Genomic DNA, 21,071 nt, shown 5'->3' on the forward strand with positions numbered 1-21,071 from the left:
AACCTGTCAGCAGTTCTACTGCGTCGAAAAAAAAGCTCTCATCGGACGGTTAATGTGTCGTAAACAGGTTACGACGACTTTTAACTCCCCGATATTCGCTAGAATTTTACCAAAATCGAAAAGTCCAACTTTACCAATGGCTGGAATTCTATCCGCGCGTTGTGGATGGCTTAAGCTTCTTCATGCAGCATGGCCGCAAATGTCAAAAAACGACTACTCTAGCGAATAGCCAAATTCGACTTTCAAAAAAGCGCAAGATTTCCAAATGCGCCAAGAAGACCTGAAACGGGCGGGGATTAGACAGCATGCAGCACGCCAGACTTAGCCATGATCTCACGACATCCGGGAACGGCGTGATTTCCGCCGATCTCGAACAGGCGCGCACGGCCATCGAGAAACGTTTTCTCGAAGGCGGCACCATCCTGCTCTCGGTCCTGGAATCCATCGACAAGCTGGCGGCGACGCTGGATGCCGTGACAGGCGCGCTTGACGGCGACAACGCTGAAGCGACGGGCCGCGAACTCAAGGCGACCATGACGGAGCTTTCGGCGCTGCCAGAGCGGGAAAGCCGGCGGCAGTCGGCGCTCGCCACCATTTCCTCGATCGAAAAAGGGTTGCGCGACAAGGTCGTGACGATGCGCGAAACGTTGCGCTACCTGCGTACCTTCGCGATTACCGCCAAGATCACCGGCGCCGGTATCGCGGATTTTGCCGGCTTTGCAGAGGAAATCATCGAGCGCATCCAGTATGGCGCAAGCCAGGTCGACAAGTTTGCCGAAACGCTCGACCAACTCGGCAAGCGTCTCGACCCGGCGGCGGCCCGCGGTCGGGAAATCCTGCATCAGTTCGAGACCGTGGTTCCCGGCATCGTCAAGGATCTTGCCGAAAGCAGCGAGCTCCTGACCGAGCAGCATCGCACGCTTGGCGCCACCGCCCAGCGGGTGCGCAAGCTTGCCGGCGGCGTTCAAACGAAGCTTGCGACGGTGCTTTCCGCTATGCAGATTGGCGACATTTCCCGCCAGCGCATCGAGCATTGCCAATCGGCCTTCGCTATCCTTGACGACTATCTCGAAACGGGCGAAGGGCGCTCGCTTTCGCAAGATCAAAAGAACCGGCTTTCGATCGCCATCACCTGTCTGGTCGCCCGTCAGCTCGAACAGACGAGTGCAGATTTCGACCGCGACACGACAAAGATCGTCAACACGATGGGAAGCTTCCGCGGCGATATCGGCGAGATGCTGTCGCTGCGCGACCTGATGGCCGGCAATGGCGAAAGCGGCAACAGCCGCGCAATCCGGCAGCTGGAACAGAATGTTGCGGCAGCCCGAAAGATCGTGACGACCGTGGAGGCGGCCTCGCTCGAAGCCACCGATCTCAGCCGCAGCACCGCCGAACTGGTCGGCGAACTGGTTTCCGGTATCGAGATCGTCCGCGTGGTCCGCACCGACATCCAGTATATGGCGCTGAACACCAATCTGCGCTGCAGCCGCATCGGCGAGGAAGGCCGCGCGATCAATGTCGTGACGGCCGAGCTGCGCAATTTCGCCGGCCAGATGGACGAGACGGCGGAAACCATCCTGACGGCGCTGCATGCGCTTCAGGAGGCTGCTGCAGACATGGCGGAGGGAACGGACGGCCTGGACGGCGACGTCAACCTCGGACAACGCCTGCAGTCCGCGGCCTGCCGCATCCATGACGCGGGCGACAGCATGGAAAAGGATCTTGCCCGTCTTGGCGAGGATGGCCGCGACGCCGCCGAGCGCATGGAAAAGGCGATGGTCCAGCTCGATTACAAGGCGGAACTCGGCGACATTCTCGCACGTTGCTCCGACGAAGTGGCCGGGGCTGCCCCGGGTGTCCCGCCGGCTCTCTCGGATCTCAGCCATGCAATCGAGGCAATCGGCAGCCAGATCTATCGCAGCTATACCATGGCGGCCGAACGCGAGATTCACGCGGCCGTTCTTCCGCTACCGGCAGCCACCGCCGCGCCGGTTGCCGCCGCCTCGGCAGCGGATGATGACGAAGATCTCTTCGAGTCAGCTCTGTTCTAAGGCAACCACAAATAGATGAACCCATCGATGGGGCCTGTATTGCAGGATGCAGGCCCCGCCTTCGTTTTATGACCTGGTGAGGCCTGCTCAGAGGCAACTCGGATAAAGCAGGATGCGCCGTGCGAATGCCTCGCGCCAAGACGTGCTCTGCCGAAGAACCGCACTGGCGGGATGGATGTCGCCACCCTATTTGAAGCTGGATGATAAAGCCGGAAGCCCTGCTCCATCCGACGCCGGAAGGCCTCTATTGCCCGCTAGGCGATTTTCACGTCGATCCGGTCCGTCCGGTCTCGCGGGCATTGATTACGCATGCTCACTCCGACCATGCCAGGCCCGGCCACGGAAAAGTGCTCGCTACCCGCCAGACGCTCGACATCATGCGCATTCGCCTCGGGCCGGATTTCTGTGACAGCGAACAGGCGATTGCATTGGGACGCCCCCTCGACCTGAACGGGGTCGCCGTCAGCTTTCATCCCGCAGGCCATGTGCTGGGATCAGCCCAGATCGCAATCGAGAGGCAAGGAACGCGGATCGTCGTCTCGGGCGATTACAAGCGCGGCATCGATCCCACCTGCGCACCGTTCGAGCCTGTCGCCTGCGACGTCTTCATTACGGAGGCGACCTTCGCACTTCCGGTCTTTCATCATCCCGATCCTGACAGGGAGATCGGCAAGCTCATCACTTCCCTGTCCCAATTTCCGGATCGCAGCCATCTGGTTGGCGCCTATGCGCTGGGCAAGGCGCAGCGAGTAATCTCGCTCATTCGTCGCGCGGGATATGACGAACCGATCTATATCCATGGCGCGCTCTCCCGGCTTTGCGAATATTATGCAGACGAAGGCATTCCGCTTGGCGAACTCAGGCCAGCGACCGACGATACGGTGGCCGCGGACGGGTTTCGCGGCAAGGTCGTCATCGGTCCGCCATCCGCCTTCAACGACCGGTGGGCGCGACGCTTCAACGATCCGTTGTCGATCTTCGCATCCGGCTGGATGATGATCCGCCAGCGCGCCAAGCAGCTTGGCGTCGAGCTTCCGCTCGTCATCTCGGATCACTGCGACTGGCCGGAACTCACCACCACGATTCGGGAAATTGCGCCTCAGCAAGTCTGGGTAACGCACGGGCGCGAGGAGGCGCTGGTGCGCTGGTGCGAGCTGAGCGGCATCGCGGCCCGGCCGCTGCATCTTGTCGGCTATGAGGACGAGGGAGACTGACGGCGTCATGAAAGCCTTCTCCGACCTGCTCGACCGCCTCGTGCTGACGCCCGCGCGCAACGGCAAGCTGACGCTGCTCACCGACTATTTCCGCGATACCCCCGATCCCGACAGGGGTTACGGGCTCGCCGTTCTCGCCGGTACGCTCGACCTTGCCAATGTGAAGCCGGCTCTCCTGCGCGAGCTGGTACTGGAGCGGATGGATGAGGAGCTATTCCGCTATTCCTACGATTACGTCGGGGACCTCGCCGAAACCATCTCGCTGGTATGGGACGGCGACCGGGTCACCCAGCGTTCGCTCACAAGCCAGCCACGGCTTTCCGAGGTGATCCATGCCCTGCAGACCGCCAGCCGCAGCGACACGCGCAGTGTCGTCCGGGGGCTGCTCGACGCACTCGACACATCCGGCCGTTTCGCCTTTCTGAAGCTGGTGACCGGTGGCTTAAGGATCGGGGTATCGGCCCGCCTTGCCAAGCAGGCGCTTGCGCAATTCGGCCGGAAGGAGGTGAGCGAGATCGAAACGCTCTGGCACGGGCTCGAGCCGCCCTACGAAAACCTGTTCGCCTGGCTGGAAGATCGCGGCGACAAGCCGGTTCTTGCAACGCCGGCGATCTTTCACTCGGTCATGCTCTCCAATCCCGTTGGCGACCGCGATCTGGAAGGACTGGACCCCAAGGACTTTGCCGCCGAGTGGAAATGGGATGGCATCCGTGTGCAGCTTTCTCATTTCGGCGGAAGGCGAAAGCTCTACTCCCGCTCGGGCGACGACATCTCCGCCGCCTTTCCGGATGTGCTGGACGCCGCCGAGTTCGAGGGCGTGATCGACGGCGAACTGTTGATCGGCGGAACGCTCCGCTCGAACGAGCCAACCCGGACATTTTCCGACCTTCAGCAGCGGCTGAACCGCAAGACCGTTTCCAGCAAGATGATCCGCGACTACCCGGCCTTCATCCGGGCCTATGACATGCTCTTCGATCGCGATACCGACATTCGCGCCGAGACATTTCTCATCCGCCGGGAACGGCTCGTCCGCACAATCGAGAATGTCGCGCTGACACGTTTCGACCTTTCTCCGCTGGTGCCGTTTTCCTCATGGGAAGAGCTCGACCGTTTGCGTGGCGATCCACCCGATCCTGTGATCGAGGGCGTGATGATAAAGCGGTTGGACAGCAGCTATCAGGCCGGGCGCATAAAGGGGCCGTGGTTCAAATGGAAGCGCGACCCGATGAATGTCGACGCCGTGCTGATGTATGCGCAGCGCGGCCACGGCAAACGTTCGAGCTATTATTCCGATTTCACTTTCGGGGTCTGGACCGCCGATCCGGAGCAGGGCGACGTACTCGTTCCCGTCGGAAAGGCCTATTTCGGCTTTACCGATGCGGAACTCGAACTTCTCGACCGCTATGTGCGCAACAATACCATCGATCGGTTCGGCCCGGTTCGAGCGCTGAGAGCCGACCACGATCACGGCTTCGTCGTGGAAGTGGCCTTCGAAGGCATCGCACGGTCCGGCCGGCACAAATCCGGAGTGGCGATGCGGTTTCCCCGCATCGCACGGCTGCGGCAGGACAAGCTGCCGCGGGAGGCCGACCGGCTGGAAACGCTGGTCGGCATGATCGACAGGGCAAGCTGAGCGTCAACGCCGCTTGGTCAGGCAGCGCGACACGCTGTCGTGCCAACCGGCAATAGCCGCAATACGCTCGGCCTGCGGCATGGCAGGCTCGAAACGATGATCGCGACGCCAGCGTTCGGCAAAGCCCTTGCGATCCGGCCAGATGCCAGCGCGGGAGCCCGCGAGCCATGCGGCGCCGAGGACCGTCGTTTCAAGGATCACCGGCCGGTCGACCGGGCTTGCCAGAATGTCAGCGAGCCGCTGCATGGTCCAGTCGGAGGCAACCATGCCGCCATCGACGCGCAGCACGGTCTTGTCGGCTGCACCGTTCCAGTCCTTCTTCATCGCCTCCAGCAGGTCGTGGGTCTGGTAAGCGACGCTTTCCAGGGCTGCGCGGGCGAATTCCTCCGGCCCGGTGCTGCGCGTCAGGCCGAAAATCGCGCCGCGCGCATCCGCATCCCAATAAGGAGCTCCAAGACCGGTGAAAGCAGGCACGAGATAAACGCGCTGGTTAGGGTCCGCCTTCATGGCCAGCGCGCCCACCTCGGATGAAACGCCGATGAAACCGAGTTCGTCACGCAACCACTGCACCGCCGCGCCGGCGATAAAGATAGAGCCCTCCAGCGCATAGGTCGTCACCCCGTCCAGCCGGTAGGCGATGGTCGTCAGCAGGCGGTTCGACGAGGCGACCCGGTCGGTGCCGGTGTTGAGCAGGGCAAAGCAGCCGGTGCCATAAGTGGATTTCATCATGCCGGGCTCGAAGCAGGCGTTGCCGATCACGGCGGCCTGCTGGTCGCCCGCGACACCCAGAATGGGGATGGCGACGCCGAAGACCGCCGGATCGGTCACGCCGAAATCGGCGGCGCAATCCTTGACTTCCGGGAGCATGGCGGCGGGAACATCGAGAATCGACAGAAGTTCGTCGTCCCAGCGGTTCTCGCCGATATTGTAAAGAAGCGTGCGGGACGCGTTCGTGGCGTCGGTAACATGCACCTTGCCGCCCGTCAGCTTGTAGATGAGCCAGCTATCCACTGTGCCGAAGCAAACCTCGCCGGCCTCGGCGCGGGCGCGCAATCCTTCGACATTGGTCAAGAGCCAGGAAAGCTTTGTGCCGGAAAAATAGGGATCAAGCAGCAGGCCGGTCTTTGCGGTGAACTTCGGTTCGAGGCCTTTTTCCTTCAGCTCCTCGCAGAAACGGGCCGTGCGGCGATCCTGCCAGACGATCGCGCGGTGCAGCGGCTCGCCGGTCTTGCGGTCCCACACGACCGTGGTCTCGCGCTGGTTGGTGATGCCGATCGCTGTGATGTCGGCGGCGGATACGCTTGCCTTGGTAAGTGCGGTTCGAACGGTTGCGAGAACGCTTCTCCAGATTTCCTCTGCATCGTGTTCCACCCAGCCGGAAGACGGGAAATGCTGCGTGAATTCCTGCTGGCCAACGCCCGCAATCGTCATGTCTCCATCGAAGACAACGGCGCGGCTGGATGTGGTTCCCTGATCGATGGCGAGGATGTAACCACCCATGGACTGTCTCGCTCCCTTTCGCATGGCAGGTGAAAACAGGATGCCTGCCCTGCCTCTACTCTTTGTCCCGCGCCGTCAAGGACGCAAGATCCCTCCATATTTTCGGGAAACCGTCGTCATTCCCGAAACACAGGTGACCGGGGCGCTTGGTCCGCGCCCCGGTCCTTCTCCCGATTTCTACCAGGATTTACTTCTTCCAGCTGGCGACGAGTTCGTCATAGTTGACGGTGACGGGCTTTTCCTTCTCGTTCTCGATCTTCAGCTGCGGCGCAAGATTGCCCTTCGCGACGGCATCCTTGTTCCAGTACTCGATATCATGCTCTTCGGCGAGCTTCGGACCCATATCACCCTGAACGCCGGAACGTTCGAGGCGGGAAAGGACCTTTTCCTGCTCGGCGCACAGCGAGTCCATGGCTTCCTGAGCGGTCTTCGCACCGGAAGAGGCATCGCCGATTGCTTGCCACCAGAGCTGAGCGAGCTTCGGATAGTCAGGAATGTTCGTGCCCGTCGGCGACCACTGCAGGCGAGCCGGCGAACGGTAGAACTCGATCAGACCGCCGAGCTTCGGCGCGCGATCGGTGAAGGACTGGTGATCCAGCGTCGACTGACGGATGAAGGTCAGGCCGACATGGCTCTTCTTGACGTCGACCGTCTTCGAGGTGACGAACTGGGCGTAGAGCCATGCGGCCTTGGCGCGGTCGTCGGGCGTCGACTTCATCAGCGTCCAGGAACCGGCGTCCTGATAGCCGAGCTTCATGCCGTCCTTCCAGTAGACGCCATGCGGAGACGGAGCGAAACGCCACTTCGGCGTGCCGTCCGAATTGACGACCGGCAGGCCATCCTTGACGAAGTCAGCCGTAAATGCCGTGTAGGTGAACATCTGCTGGGCAATCTCACCCTGCGACGGCACCGGACCGGATTCCGAGAAGGTCATGCCGGCGGCGGAAGCCGGAGCATAGGCCTTCAGCCAATCAAGATACTTCTGGATCGAATAGACGGCTGCCGGGCCGTTGGTATCGCCGCCACGGGCGACGCAGGAGCCGACCGGCCGAGAATTCTCGTCGACCTTGATGCCCCATTCATCGACCGGCTTTCCGTTCGGAATACCCTTGTCGCCGTTGCCGGCCATGGAGAGCCAGGCGTCGGTGAAGCGCCAGCCGAGCGACGGGTCCTTCTTGCCGTAGTCCATGTGGCCATAGACCTTCTTGCCGTCGATCTCGCGGCCGGTGAAGAATTCGGCGATATCCTCGTAAGCCGACCAGTTGACGGGAACGCCGAGGTCGTAGCCATACTTCGCCTTGAAGTCCTCCTTGTTCTTCGGATCGTTGAACCAGTCGTAACGGAACCAGTAAAGGTTGGCGAACTGCTGGTCGGGAAGCTGGTAAAGCTTGCCATCCGGAGCGGTGGTGAAGGACTTGCCGATGAAGTCATCGATGTCGAGGCCGGGATTGGTGACGTCCTTGCCTTCGTTGGCCATCCAGTCGGTCAGCGAGCGGGCCTGCTGGTAGCGCCAATGAGTGCCGATGAGATCGCTATCGTTGACATAGGCGTCATAGATGTTTTCGCCCGACTGCATCTGCGTCTGCAGCTTCTCGATCACATCGCCTTCGCCGATGAGATCGTGGGTGATCTTGATACCGGTGATCGCGGTGAAGGCGGGTGCCAGAACCTTCGATTCATATTCATGGGTGGTGATGGTTTCCGAAACCACCTTGATTTCCATACCGGCAAAAGGTTTGGCAGCGTCGATGAACCACTGCATTTCCTTTTCCTGATCGGCGCGGGAGAGGGCCGAAAGGTCCCCCACTTCCTTGTCCAGGAACTGTTTTGCCTCCTCCATGCCGGCGAAAGCCGTGCCGGTAAGTGCCAGCAGCATGGCTGCCGTCGTCGTCAAAAGATGCCGTCGCATGATTGTCCTCCCAAGGGTTTGCGATTGCAGTTTCTTTCGTCGTGGATGCCGGTCCTCCCGCCATCCGTCCTTTCTGCCTCACACGAAGCGGAATACGCCAACGGCGTAGACCACTGACAAGGCGAGAGCCCACCAGAGGTTGGGACCGCCAAGTCCCAGCCAGGCAAGATGAATGAATGCCGAACCGAGCAGCGAAACGAAAAGCCGGTCGCCGCGGGTCGTTTCGAAGCGCAGGATGCCGATGCGCGGATTGCCGCCCGGCGCGAAATATTCCCACACCGCCATCAGCGCAATCAGGGCAAAGATGCCGCCGAAGAACAGCGCTGTCGGCAACGTCCAGGCCATCCAGGAAAAGTTCATCAGAGCCTCCCTTACTCAGACGCGGCCCAGGGCGAAGCCCTTGGCGATGTAGTTACGGACAAAATAGATGACGAGCGCGCCGGGAATGATCGTGAGAACACCCGCGGCGGCCAGCACGCCCCAGTCCATGCCCGAGGCCGAAACCGTGCGGGTCATAATCGCGGCAATCGGCTTGGCGTCCGTCGTCGTCAGCGTGCGGGCGATCAGCAATTCGACCCACGAGAACATGAAGCAGAAGAAGGCGGCGACACCGATGCCGGAGGCAATCAGCGGCATGAAGATCTTCACGAAGAATTTCGGGAAGGAATAGCCGTCGATATAGGCGGTCTCGTCGATTTCCTTCGGCACGCCGGACATGAAGCCCTCAAGGATCCAGACGGCGAGCGGCACGTTGAACAGGCAGTGAGCGATGGCCACCGCAATGTGGGTGTCGATCAGGCCGAAGGCCGAATAGAGCTGGAAGAAGGGTAGCGCGAAGACGGCAGGCGGCGCCATGCGGTTGGTCAGCAACCAGAAGAACAGGTGCTTGTCGCCAAGGAACCGGTAGCGCGAGAAGGCATAGGCCGCCGGCAGCGCCGCCGTGACCGAGATCACGGTGTTCATCACCACGTAGATGATCGAGTTGATATAGCCCTTGTACCAGGAGGGATCGGTGAAGATCACCGCATAGTTCCTGAGTGTCGGATTGCTGGGCCATAGCGACAAGGCGCCGAGGATCTCGGTATTTTCCTTGAAGCTCATATTGACCAGCCAGTAGATCGGCAGGATCAGGAAGACGATGTAGATCGTCGGAACGAGAAAGGAGAGCCTGCCGCGCGTATCGTGGTTCATCGTCCTGCCTCCCTCACTTTTCCGCTGCATCGCTGTTGGTCATAACGGTGTAGAAAATCCAGGACAGGGCCAGGATAATCAGGAAGTAGATGATCGACATGGCAGCCGCCGGGCCGAGGTCGAACTGGCCGACCGCCATCTTGACCAGGTCGATCGACAGGAAGGTCGTGGAGTTGCCGGGGCCGCCGCCGGTGACGACGAATGGTTCGGTATAGATCATGAAGCTGTCCATGAAGCGCAGCAGCACCGCGATCAGAAGCACACGCTTCATCTTCGGCAACTGGATGTAACGGAATACCGACCAGCGGGATGCACCATCGATCTTGGCCGCCTGATAATAGGCATCCGGGATCGACACGAGACCGGCATAGCAGAGCAGCACGACGAGGCTTGTCCAGTGCCACACATCCATGACGATGACGGTGATCCACGCGGCGACCGGATCCTGCGTATAGTTATAGCTGACGCCGAGCGCCGTCAGCGTGTGGCCGAGAAGGCCGATATCGACGCGGCCGAATACCTGCCAGATGGTGCCGACGACGTTCCACGGAATGAGCAGCGGCAGCGCCATCAGCACGAGGCAAACGGGAACGCCAAGCCCCTTCTTCGGCATGTTGAGCGCAATCAGGATGCCGAGCGGAACCTCGATCGCCAGGATCACCATGGAAAAGATCAGGTTGCGCACCAGCGCATCCCAGAAACGGTCGGATTCGAGGATTTCCTTGAACCAGTCCGTGCCGGCCCAGAAGAATTCGTTGTTTCCGAACGTATCCTGCACCGAATAGTTCACCACCGTCATCAGCGGGATCACCGCCGAGAAGGCCACCAGCACCAGGACCGGCAGCACCATGAACCAGGCCTTGTTGTTCCAGGTCTTTTCCACGGGTCAGCCCTCCATGCCCACGCGCCAGGAATCGGCGTAGATACCAATCGCCTTCGGGTCGAAAGTGATGCGCGCCTCCGCCGGCACCTCGTCATCCTCGGCAAGGACGATCGACAACGGCTGGCCGCAGAATGTGGCGCGAACGATCTTCTGGCGGCCGATGTCCTCGACCTTGCTGACCTGAACCGGCATGCCTTCGCGTCCGAGACGGACGAATTCAGGCCGGATACCGAGCTCTACCTTGCCGGCGGCGCCGAGCTTGGGCGAGCCGGCTAGCGGAATGGATTGATCGCCAATACGGGCAGAAGAGCCCTCTACGGCGACCGGCATGACGTTCATGCCCGGAGAGCCGATGAAATAGCCGACGAATGTGTGGCTCGGCTTTTCGAAGAGTTCGGCCGGCGTGCCGATCTGCACGATCTGCCCGTCATACATCACCACCACCTTGTCGGCGAAGGTGAGCGCCTCGGTCTGGTCATGCGTGACATAGACCATGGTGAAACCGGACTGGCGGTGCAGCCGCTTCAGTTGCGACCGCAGTACCCATTTCATATGCGGGTCGATCACCGTCAGCGGTTCGTCGAAGAGGATCGCATTGACATCTGCCCGCACGAGGCCGCGGCCCAGGGAAATCTTCTGCTTCTGGTCGGCGGTCAGGCCTTGCGCCCGGCGCTTCGCCATGCCGCCGAGGTCGATCATTTCGAGGATCTCCGCAACACGATGCTGAACCTCGGCTTCCGGCACATGCCGGTTGCGCAAGGGAAAGGCGAGATTGTCGAACACCGTCATCGTGTCGTAGACGACCGGGAACTGGAAAACCTGCGCAATGTTGCGCTGCTCGGTCGAGAGCCTGGTAACATCGACCCCATCGAATTCGATATGTCCTTCAGAAGGATAAAGCAGCCCGGAAATGATGTTGAGCAAAGTGGTCTTGCCGCAGCCGGAGGGACCAAGCAGCGCATAGGCGCCGCCATCGGCCCATTCGTGATGCACTTCCTTAAGTGCGTAGTCGCCGGCAGCCTGCGCCTTGGCGCTGTAAGCGTGACGGATGTGCTGGAGATTGATGCGTGCCATGATCCCGTACCTCCTCACACCGCCTCGGAGGCCGGCGCGCCAAGCGCGCGACCCTCGCCATCGAACGCCATCAGATGGCGCGCATCGACATAGACCTCGATTTCCCGATCCGGCTCGATGTCATGGATGCCATGAGCGAGCATGACCCAGCGGGCGCCAGCGAATTCGAGGTGAATAAAGCTTTCCGAGCCGGCTATCTCGGAGATCAGGGTACGGGCGCTCACTCTGGCGACAGCGTCATGCTGGCGGCGAAGCGCCAGATGGTGCGGCTGGAATGCAATCGTAACCGGACCGTTCGCAACATCGAGCAAATGCGGAGGCACCGGAAGCGCGGCCTGTTCGCCGACGCGAAATACGCCATCGGCCTTGACGGCCTGAATGGTGTTCAGCGGCGGATCGGCGAAGGTTTTTGCCGTGAGGAGATCGACCGGATGGCGATAGACCTCGATCGTCGGACCGAACTGGGTGATGCGGCCTTCGCTGAGCGTGGCCGTATTGCCGCCAAGCAGCAGCGCCTCGGAGGGTTCCGTGGTGGCGTAGACGAAGATCGCGCCGGATTCGGCGAAAATCTTGGGCAGTTCTTCGCGCAGTTCCTCGCGCAGTTTGTAATCGAGGTTTGCCAGCGGCTCGTCGAGCAGGACCAGATTGGCCTTCTTGACGATCGCCCGCGCCAGCGCCGTACGCTGCTGCTGGCCGCCGGAAAGATTGAGCGGCGTACGATCAAGATAGGGCGTGAGCTTGAGGAGGTCGGCCGCCTTGCGCACTTCGCGATCAATGGTCGCGTGGTCCTTTCCGGCAATCCGCATCGGCGAGGCGATGTTTTCATAGACGGTCAGCGCCGGATAGTTGATAAACTGCTGATATACCATGGCAACGTTGCGCTTCTGCACCGGGACGCCGGTCACGTCCTCGCCGTCGAAATGGATCGCGCCCTCGGTCGGCTTGTCGAGGCCAGCCATGAGGCGCATCAGCGAGGTCTTGCCGGAGAGCGTCGGCCCGAGCAGGACGTTCAGCGTACCCCGCCGTAACGTCAGATCGGTCGGGCGAATATGGAATTCGCCACCCGCCATCTTCGACACATTGCGCAATTCGAGCATTTTTTCCTCGGGCCTCCTCCAACCGTCGGCGATAGATATGAACAAGTCCGGCCGGGCGCGTCAGTGAACGACAGCGCCTGCCATATATTCCTCAAGTTCCGCGGCCTCCACGGCCGTCAGGAACAATCCCTGTTTCGTGCGCCGCCACAGCACATCGTCTGCCGTGCGCGCCCATTCCCTATCGATCAGCCAGCGAACTTCCGCTTCGTAGAGCGTGCCGCCAAAAAACCTACCCAGATCCTCCGGCCGCGATGCGTGGCCGATAATGGAATTCGCCAGCGTCCCGTAACAGCGGACGAGCCGCTCGGCGTGCGGTCGTGACAGGAAAGGGGCGTGCTTCGCAAGCTTGGCAACTTCCGCCTCGTAGCCAGTCGGCCCGAAATCACCACCCGGAAGCCGGCTTCCGGCTGTCCAGGAAGAACCCTTCACACCGATGGCCTCGCCGATCTTTTCCAGCGCGTGCTCGGCCAGTCGCCGATAGGTCGTCAGCTTGCCGCCGAAGACATTGAGCAGGGGCGGGCCGGCCCTGTCTCCATCCAGCTTCAACACATAATCACGGGTCGCCTCCTGGGCCTTGGAGGCGCCGTCGTCATAAAGCGGGCGCACCGCCGAATAAGTCCAGACGATATCTTCGGGACGCACCGGTTCGGCAAAATACTCGCTTGCCGCATTGCACAGATAGGTGACCTCTTCGTCGCTGATCTTCACACTTTTAGGATCGCCCGAATAGTCGCGATCCGTTGTCCCGATCAGCGTGAATTCCTTTTCATAAGGGATCGCGAAGATGATGCGGTTATCCGGATTCTGAAAGAAATAGGCGCGCGGGTCGGAGAACTTCTTGCGCACCACGATATGGCTGCCCTGCACGAGACGGACATTGTGCACGTTGTTGCGCCCGAAAGCGCCGGCCAGCACCTGATCCACCCAGGGACCCGCGGCATTGACCAGCATGCGAGACCGGAAGGTCGTCACGGCTCCGGTCTGTTCGTTGCGGACATCGACCACCCAGACGTCGCCGTCCCGGCGCGCCGACACGACCTTTGAACGGCTGAGGATAGTGGCACCGCGATCAGCGGCATCACGGGCATTCAACACGACCATGCGCGCGTCATCGACCCAGCCGTCGGAATATTCGAAAGCACGCGAAAACAGCGGCTTCAGCGGCTTGCCGGCGACATCGCGCCGAAGATCGAGCGTCTTCGTCGGCGGCAGAAGCTTGCGTCCACCCAGATGATCGTAAAGGAAAAGTCCGAGCCGGATGAGCCATGCGGGGCGAATGCCGCCCTTCTGGAAAGGCAGGACGAAGCGCATGGGCCAGATGATATGCGGCGCCATTGCCCAAAGCACCTCACGCTCCATAAGCGCCTCGCGCACAAGCCGAAATTCGTAGTATTCGAGATAACGAAGGCCGCCATGAATGAGCTTGGTCGCGCCTGACGAGGTGCCGGAGGCGAAATCGTTCATTTCGGCGAGCGCCACGGAGTAGCCACGACCAACAGCATCGCGGGCAATGCCGCAACCGTTGATGCCGCCACCGATCACAAACAGATCGAAAACCGTATCGCCTGACATTCTTTTCCCCACCCTATTTCGCATTGCACAAATTTTTGCAAATGCGAAAGTATGTTTATCTAATTCGAAATCAAATCGAATGTCAAACGAAGATTTATCGATCCCTTGCGGGGGTGTACTTCATGGTGCAGTCTCGATGAGATTAACGCCGTTTTCGACGCAGATCGTCCGTATCGCATCCAGTGGACAGCGATCGGTGATGAAGGTATGGACCTGTGAAAGATGGCCGATGCGCACCGGAGCAGTACGCTCGAACTTGCTGGAATCGCTCACCAATATGACATGCCGGGCATTGGCCATGATGGCCTGGGCCACCTTTACCTCGCGAAAGTCGAAATCAAGAAGCGCGCCGTCTCCATCGATTGCCGACACGCCGATGACGGCGAAATCCACCTTGAACTGCCGAATGAAATCGACCGCCGCCTCACCGACGATGCCGCCGTCGGAGCCACGGACAACACCACCGGCAATCACCACCTCGATCGAGGGGAACACCCTCAAGCGATTGGCAACGTTGATGTTATTGGTGATGACCATGAGTTCGCGGTGGTCGGTGAGCGCTTCGCCCACGGCTTCCGTCGTCGTACCGATATTGATGAAAAGCGAGGAGTTGTCGGGAATGAGGGCGGCTGCGGCCCTGCCGATCGCCTGTTTTTCGGAAGCGGCAATCGACCGCCGCGCCTCGTATTTGACGTTTTCGTTGCCACTCGGGAAGATCGCGCCGCCATGAATGCGCGTCAGCGCCCGACCGTCGCAGAGGTCATTCAAATCCTTGCGGATCGTCTGGGGCGTGACGGAAAAACGGGTGGCGAGTTCATCGACCAGAACGCGGCCCTGTTCCTTGGCGAGCGCTACGATTTCCGCCTGACGCGGGGTAAGCAACATGACGATCCCTCCCATTCGCTTTTCTTTTTCGTTTTTCTTCATCCTACGGAAAAACGAAAATCCAGCAATAGGCTCATCAGTGATTACGGGCTCTACGGCATAAGCGCTGGCCAAGAAAAAGGCCGGCGCTTTCGCGCCGGCCTGTAGTCTACGCCGCTATCGTGCGGAGACCCGATCAGGCCACCTTTGTTCCCGTCTTCTTTGCAGCAATGCGGGCGCGAATCGATTCGACGTCGGCGCGCGGCGTCGCGGCAAACAATGTCCGGGTATAGTCGTGCTTCGGATCTGAGAAGACTTCGTCGCGGCTGCCATATTCGACTGCCTCGCCGTAATACATCACCATCACCTCGTCCGCGATGTAGCGCACAACCGAGAGATCGTGGCTGATGAAGACATAGGTCAGGCCGAACTCGTCCTGAAGATCCGCCAGCAGGTTCAGCACCTGTGCCTGTACCGAAAGGTCGAGGGCGGAAACCGGCTCGTCCAGCACAAGCAGCTTCGGATTCAGCATCAGCGCGCGGGCAATGGCGATACGCTGACGCTGGCCGCCGGAGAACATGTGCGGATAGCGATTGTAGTGTTCCGGTCCAAGGCCGACTTTCACCAGCATTTCCGTCGCCCGCTCGCGACGTTCGGCAGCGGCCATGTTCGTGTTGATCGCCAGCGGCTCGCCGAGAACGTCGCCGATCTTCTGGCGTGGGTTGAGCGATCCATAGGGGTTCTGGAAGACGATCTGCACCTTCTGGCGCATTTCCGCCGTAAGATGACCCGGACGGGTGTCGACCGGCTTTCCCTCAATCAGGAGTTCGCCCGATGTCGGCTCGTCGATGAAGGTCAGGATGCGGGCGAGCGTGGACTTGCCGCAGCCGCTTTCGCCGACGATGGCAAGCGTCTTGCCGGTTTCCAGCTTGAAAGACACGCCCTTGACGGCATGCACGACCTTCTCCGGTTTGAAGAGGCCGGTCGGCACGTGGTAATCGCGCTTGATATTACGGATCTCGAGCATCGGCGGTTGTGTCGCGGTCGTATCGCTCATGTGTTTTCTCCTGCTGCCGAACCTGCGAGGAAGTCGGAAACGGTCGTCAGACGATCCCCGGTCGCGTTCTCCGGCAAGGCGGAAAGAAGAGCGCGCGTATAGGCGTTCTTCGGCGCTTCGAAGAGCGAGAGCACGTCGGCCTCTTCCATCTTGCGGCCCTTGTACTGCACAATCACACGGTCGGCGGTCTCGGCCACGACGCCCATGTCATGGGTAATCATAATGAGGCCCATGCCGTTCTTTGCCTGCAGGTCCATCAGGAGGTCGAGGATCTGTTTCTGGATGGTCACGTCGAGCGCGGTGGTCGGCTCGTCGGCGATCAGAAGCTTCGGATCGCAGGCGATCGCCATGGCGATCATCACGCGCTGGCACTGGCCACCGGACATCTGGTGCGGGAAGTGATTGAGCCGCTCGGCCGGATCGGGCAAGCCGACCAGCCGGAAAAGCTCGATGGCGCGCTCGCGACGGGCGGTCTTGCCGAGGCCCATATGAATGCGCAGAACTTCCTCGATCTGGAAACCCACGGTGAAGCAGGGATTGAGGCTTGCCACCGGTTCCTGGAAGATCATGGCGATGTCTTTGCCGATCAGCTTGCGCCGTTCGGCGGGCGAAATGCGCATGATGTCCTTGCCCTGAAAGAGCATGCTGTCGGCGGTAATCTTCGCCGTCCAGGGTAGAAGGCCCATGACGGCGAGCATCGAGACCGACTTGCCGGAGCCTGATTCACCGACGATCGCCAGCACTTCGCCGGCTTCCACCGAAAGTGATACGCCATCGACCGCCTTGAACCAGCCAGAGGCCGTTTCGAATTCGACGGTCAGGTTCTGAATATCGAGAAGCGCCATGTCAGGACCTCTTCAGTTTCGGATCGAGCGCATCGCGCAGACCGTCGCCCATCAGGTTGATGGCGAGAACGGTGATGAGGATGGCAAGACCGGGGAAGGTGACCACCCACCAGGCACGCAGGATGAATTCGCGGGCTTCAGCGAGCATGGTTCCCCATTCCGGAGCCGGCGGCTGAGCGCCCATGCCGAGAAAGCCGAGGGCAGCGGCATCGAGGATCGCGTTGGAGAAGGACAGCGTCGCCTGAACGATCAGCGGCGCGGTACAGTTCGGCAGGATGGTGCGGAACATCAGCCGGAAAGGGCCGGCGCCCGCAAGGCGGGCGGCGGTCACGTAGTCGCGGCTCTTCTCCGCCATGACTGCCGCGCGGGTGAGGCGCACGAAATGCGGCTGAAGGGTGAGCGCGATGGCAATCATGCCGTTGGTCAGGCTCGGCCCGAGGATAGCGACCAGCACCAGGGCGAGAAGCAACGATGGGAAGGCTAGGATGATGTCCATCAGGCGCATGATGACGGTATCGATCCAGCCGCGGTAGTAGCCGGCGATCAGGCCGACGAGAATGCCGCCGGTCAGCGACAACGTGGTGACGAAGACACCGATGAAGAGCGAATATTGGGCACCGTAGATCAGGCGGGAAAGAATGTCGCGACCGACAGGATCCGTACCGAGCAAATAGGCGGTGTTGCCGCCTTCGACCCACGACGGCGGAAGGAGAATCGCGTCGCGATACTGTTCGAACGGGGAATGGGGCGCGACCAGCGGCGCAAGGATCGCGACCAGCACGAGCGCGATGAAGACGACGAGCCCGATCACCGCCCCGCGATTTTCGGAGAAATAGAACCAGAATTCGGCCAGCATCTGGCGGCGCATCGCCGCGCTTGAGACCGTCTGGCCTTGAGTTGTCTCAGCCATGGAGTTTTTCACCTCTTAGTGGCGGATACGCGGGTTGATCAGGCCGTAAAGCAGATCAACAATGAGATTGACGACCATGATGATGCCGGCGATCAGAAGAAGGCCGCCCTGGATCACCGGATAGTCGCGACGGAAGACGCTATCGACCATCCACTTGCCGATGCCCGGCCAGGAGAAGATCGTCTCGGTCAGGATGGCGCCGGCGAGCATGACGCCGATCTGCAGGCCGATCGTGGTGATGACCGGGATCATTGCGTTCCGCAGGGCGTGCAGGCCGATGACCCGGAAGGGCGAAAGACCCTTGGCGCGAGCCGTGCGGATATAGTCTTCCGAGAGCACTTCGAGCATGGCCGAGCGCGTTTGGCGGGCGATGACGGCGAGCGGGATGGTAGCAAGCACGATCGAAGGCAGGACCAGATGGCTGAGCGCGGACGAAAAAGCACCCTTCTGGCCCGACAACAGCGAGTCGATCAGCATGAAGCCCGTTACCGGGGGGAAGAAATACATCAGCGAGATGCGGCCCGACACCGGGGTCCATTGCAATATTCCGGAGAACAGGATGATGAGCAGCAGGCCCCACCAGAAGATCGGCATGGAATAGCCGACGAGGGCCACACCCATCATCGACTGGTCGAAAACCGAACCCCGCTTGATCGCTGCGATGACGCCAGCCGGTATGCCGAGGACGATCGCGATGATGATCGCACAGAAGGAGAGCTCGACCGTTGCCGGAAACAGCGACATGAACTGGTCGAGGATCGGAGACTTGGAGACGATGGAGGAGCCGAAATCACCGGTCAGCACGCCGCCCAGATAATCGAGATACTGGATGACCAGGGGCCGGTCGAGGCCGAGCTGGGCGCTGATCTGGGCATGCCGCTCGGGCGACATGACACGTTCGCCGGACAGCAGAGCGACCGGATCGCCCGGAAGCAGCCGGATGAAGGCGAAGGCTATGATCGATACCCCGATGAATGTCGGGATGAGGACGGCAAGCCGCCGCAGGAGAAAGCCAAACATGAGGGACCCGCTTATGTTTTTCTTGGAGGTCTGTAATCGTCGGCCGATCTCTGGCCGATCTTGCTCGGGAAGCAGCAACTGCGTTCCGGAAGCTCCGGCTCGACGGTAACAACCGCCGGGCTGTCATGCAATCACCGCGGAAGCGCGTGGCTTCCGCGGTGATCCGTTCAATCCTGACGATTACTCGGCGATGTCGACGTTTTCGAAGGTGAAGTCGCCGAGCGGGCTCTGGACGAAGCCGGAGACATCCTTGCGCATCGGAACGACGGACAGGGAGTGGTCAAGCGTTGCCCACGGCGCTTCGCGCTTGAAGATGACCTGAGCCTCTTCGTAGAGCTTGGTGCGCTCAGCCTTGTCCGAGGTGACCTTGGCCTTCTTCACGAGGGCGTCGAACTCCGGGTTGCACCACTGGGCGCGGTTATTGCCGCCGACGGCTTCGCAGCCGAGCAGGGTGTCGAGGAAGTTGTCCGGGTCACCATTGTCGCCGGTCCAGCCGAGCATGGCCGCGCCATCGCGATCCTTGGCCTTGGAACGGTCGAGATATTCAGCCCATTCATAAGAGACGATCTCGACCTTGACGCCGATCTTGGCGAAGTCGTCCTGCATGATTTCGGCCGCGCGGCGGGCGTTCAGCATGTAGGGACGCGACACCGGCATGGCCCAGATCTTCATCGACAGATCCTTGACGCCGGCTTCCTCAAGCATCTTCTTGGCTGCATCGAGGTCGTAGGTGTCGTCTTCGATCTTGTCGTTATAGGACCACATTGTCGGCGGGATCGGGTTCTTCGCCGGGGTGGCCATGCCCTGGAACACGGCGTCGACGATTGCCTTCTTGTTGATCGCCTTGTTCAGCGCCTTGCGGACTTCGACCTTGTCGAAGGGCGACTGCGTGGTGTTGTAGGCGAGGTAGGCAACGTTCAGGCCTTCCTGTTCCATGACCTTTAGGTTCGGATCGGCCTTCATGGATTCAACGTCGGCAGCGTTCGGGAACGGCATCAGGTGGCATTCACCGGCCTTCAGCTTCTGATAGCGAACGGCAGCGTCGGTGGTGATTGCGAAGACGAGATCGTCGATCTTCGGAGCGCCGCCCCAGTAGTCGGCGTTCTTCTTGTAGCGGATGACGGCATCCTGCTGGTAGCCGACGAAGATGAACGGGCCAGTGCCGACCGGCATCTGGTTCAACTGTTCCTTCTTGCCTTCGGCGTCGAGCTTGTCGGCATATTCCTTCGACATGATCGAAGCGAACGGCATGGCGACGTTGGCGAGGAACGGAGCTTCAGCACGGTTGAGGACGAACTTGACCGTGAGGTCATCGACCTTCTCGACGGACTTGATGAGTTCCGGGAAGCCCATGCCGGCAGCATATTCCCAGGACGTGCCCGGGACGTACTGGTGCCAAGGATGGTCAGCCTTGATCTGGCGCTCGATCGAGAAAACGACGTCGTCAGCGTTCAGTTCGCGGGTCGGAGTGAAGAAATCGGTGGTCTGGAACTTCACGCCAGGACGCAGCTTGAAGAGGTATTCCTTGCCGTCCTCGGAAACGGTCCAGCTTTCTGCGAGGCCGGCAACCGGATTGGTCGTGCCCGGCTCGAATTCGAGCAGACGGCTGTAGACCGGATGAGCCGAGGCATCAAAGGTCGTGCCGGCGGTGTAGAGACCCGGGTCGAAGCCTTCCGGCGAGCCTTCGGAGCAGTACACGAAGGTCTTGGCGCTGGCGGCGGTAGAAAGGAATGTGGCCGCGAGCAGAGCCGCAGCAAAGCCAATCTTCAATTTCATTGATGTTCTCCCATTGGCGAAATCCGGCCGCGCCGGTTCCACCGGTTTCTGTCTGACGCAACGCACCCCAATATCTGCGCAGCGCCGTTCTGTTCGTGGAAACGCCCACGAAGGCGAAAGCCTCGCCGGGCCGGACCTGGTCGCGATTTGACAACTGTTCTTCGCAGACCAGTCGCGCCCGGCAGGCGCTCTGGCCTTTTTCTTATCGGTAAAAAAAACGATGTAAAGAGAGATTCTGCCGCAGTTTTGCTCCATCTTGGCCAAATTTCCGTCATCGCGCAGTTTTCTTAAACGTTTCATATCGTCCAAATTCCATTAATTTCGTGGGAAATTTGATGACCGGCGATATCCGCGCAGCTCTTCAGCGCGCGCTTTTTTAGATCTTCCTCCGCTCCGTAAGCGACACGATCGCTCAGGCACCCCCTCCCAGCCGTTTCGAAGGGGATATCTTCCATGAAGAACCGACCGGCGGGGA

The 21,071-nt window shown here is 60.5% G+C and carries 17 protein-coding genes; 3 read left to right on the plus strand and 14 right to left on the minus strand.

All coding sequences use genetic code 11. From position 1 onward, the window contains the following. Positions 1–305: 305 nt before the first annotated feature. The 3 genes from J5N58_RS19940 to J5N58_RS19950 all read left to right on the plus strand — a co-directional run bounded on the left by J5N58_RS19940 (position 306) and on the right by J5N58_RS19950 (position 4,898). The gene (locus J5N58_RS19940; protein WP_113443733.1) at positions 306–2,051 is read left to right on the plus strand and encodes a methyl-accepting chemotaxis protein; all 1,746 of its coding nucleotides are present in this window, start codon (positions 306–308) and stop codon (positions 2,049–2,051) included. A 203-nt stretch (positions 2,052–2,254) separates the two neighbouring features. After that, positions 2,255–3,265: a ligase-associated DNA damage response exonuclease gene (locus tag J5N58_RS19945; protein WP_113443735.1), complete on the plus strand. Its 1,011-nt coding sequence runs from the start codon at positions 2,255–2,257 to the stop codon at positions 3,263–3,265. Positions 3,266–3,272: 7 nt separating this feature from the next. Then, positions 3,273–4,898 (plus strand): cisplatin damage response ATP-dependent DNA ligase, encoded by a 1,626-nt coding sequence (locus tag J5N58_RS19950; protein ID WP_113438491.1) that lies wholly within the window; start codon positions 3,273–3,275, stop codon positions 4,896–4,898. Positions 4,899–4,901: 3 nt separating this feature from the next. On the opposite strand, the gene glpK is transcribed toward J5N58_RS19950, so the two are convergent. The 14 genes from glpK to J5N58_RS20020 form a co-directional block, all read right to left on the minus strand. After that, entirely contained in the window at positions 4,902–6,398 is a 1,497-nt protein-coding gene (gene glpK, locus J5N58_RS19955; RefSeq protein WP_113443732.1) for a glycerol kinase GlpK, read from the minus strand. A gap of 187 nt (positions 6,399–6,585) precedes the next feature. Beyond that, positions 6,586–8,307: an ABC transporter substrate-binding protein gene (locus J5N58_RS19960; protein WP_112829986.1), complete on the minus strand. Its 1,722-nt coding sequence runs from the start codon at positions 8,305–8,307 to the stop codon at positions 6,586–6,588. A gap of 78 nt (positions 8,308–8,385) precedes the next feature. After that, positions 8,386–8,667, minus strand: a complete 282-nt coding sequence (locus tag J5N58_RS19965) for a DUF2160 domain-containing protein (protein WP_112829987.1) — start codon at positions 8,665–8,667, stop codon at positions 8,386–8,388. A gap of 15 nt (positions 8,668–8,682) precedes the next feature. Continuing rightward, the gene (locus J5N58_RS19970; protein WP_112829988.1) at positions 8,683–9,498 is read right to left on the minus strand and encodes a carbohydrate ABC transporter permease; all 816 of its coding nucleotides are present in this window, start codon (positions 9,496–9,498) and stop codon (positions 8,683–8,685) included. A 13-nt stretch (positions 9,499–9,511) separates the two neighbouring features. Next, on the minus strand, positions 9,512–10,381 hold the full coding sequence (locus J5N58_RS19975; protein WP_112829989.1) for a carbohydrate ABC transporter permease: 870 nt from the start codon (positions 10,379–10,381) through the stop codon (positions 9,512–9,514). 3 nt (positions 10,382–10,384) lie between these two features. Next, complete coding sequence (locus J5N58_RS19980; RefSeq protein ID WP_113443731.1) at positions 10,385–11,455, minus strand: ABC transporter ATP-binding protein; 1,071 nt, start codon at positions 11,453–11,455, stop codon at positions 10,385–10,387. Between the two features lie 14 nt (positions 11,456–11,469). Beyond that, positions 11,470–12,552 (minus strand): ABC transporter ATP-binding protein, encoded by a 1,083-nt coding sequence (locus J5N58_RS19985; RefSeq protein WP_112829991.1) that lies wholly within the window; start codon positions 12,550–12,552, stop codon positions 11,470–11,472. 60 nt (positions 12,553–12,612) lie between these two features. Beyond that, the gene (locus J5N58_RS19990) at positions 12,613–14,124 is read right to left on the minus strand and encodes a glycerol-3-phosphate dehydrogenase (protein ID WP_112829992.1); all 1,512 of its coding nucleotides are present in this window, start codon (positions 14,122–14,124) and stop codon (positions 12,613–12,615) included. Between the two features lie 120 nt (positions 14,125–14,244). Next, entirely contained in the window at positions 14,245–15,009 is a 765-nt protein-coding gene (locus J5N58_RS19995; protein WP_112830023.1) for a DeoR/GlpR family DNA-binding transcription regulator, read from the minus strand. A gap of 175 nt (positions 15,010–15,184) precedes the next feature. Then, complete coding sequence (locus J5N58_RS20000; RefSeq protein ID WP_113443729.1) at positions 15,185–16,045, minus strand: dipeptide ABC transporter ATP-binding protein; 861 nt, start codon at positions 16,043–16,045, stop codon at positions 15,185–15,187. Beyond that, complete coding sequence (locus tag J5N58_RS20005; RefSeq protein ID WP_113467478.1) at positions 16,042–16,890, minus strand: ABC transporter ATP-binding protein; 849 nt, start codon at positions 16,888–16,890, stop codon at positions 16,042–16,044. The genes J5N58_RS20000 and J5N58_RS20005 overlap by 4 nt, the downstream gene beginning before the upstream one ends. A gap of 1 nt (position 16,891) precedes the next feature. Continuing rightward, complete coding sequence (locus tag J5N58_RS20010; protein ID WP_244712516.1) at positions 16,892–17,800, minus strand: ABC transporter permease subunit; 909 nt, start codon at positions 17,798–17,800, stop codon at positions 16,892–16,894. Positions 17,801–17,815: 15 nt separating this feature from the next. After that, positions 17,816–18,820, minus strand: coding sequence for an ABC transporter permease subunit (locus J5N58_RS20015; protein ID WP_113340516.1), 1,005 nt, complete (start codon positions 18,818–18,820; stop codon positions 17,816–17,818). A 180-nt stretch (positions 18,821–19,000) separates the two neighbouring features. After that, complete coding sequence (locus J5N58_RS20020; protein WP_113467476.1) at positions 19,001–20,596, minus strand: ABC transporter substrate-binding protein; 1,596 nt, start codon at positions 20,594–20,596, stop codon at positions 19,001–19,003. Positions 20,597–21,071: the final 475 nt, after the last annotated feature.

Origin of the sequence: Paenirhizobium cremeum (assembly GCF_022884085.1) — a bacterium.
GTDB lineage: Bacteria > Pseudomonadota > Alphaproteobacteria > Rhizobiales > Rhizobiaceae > Allorhizobium > Allorhizobium cremeum.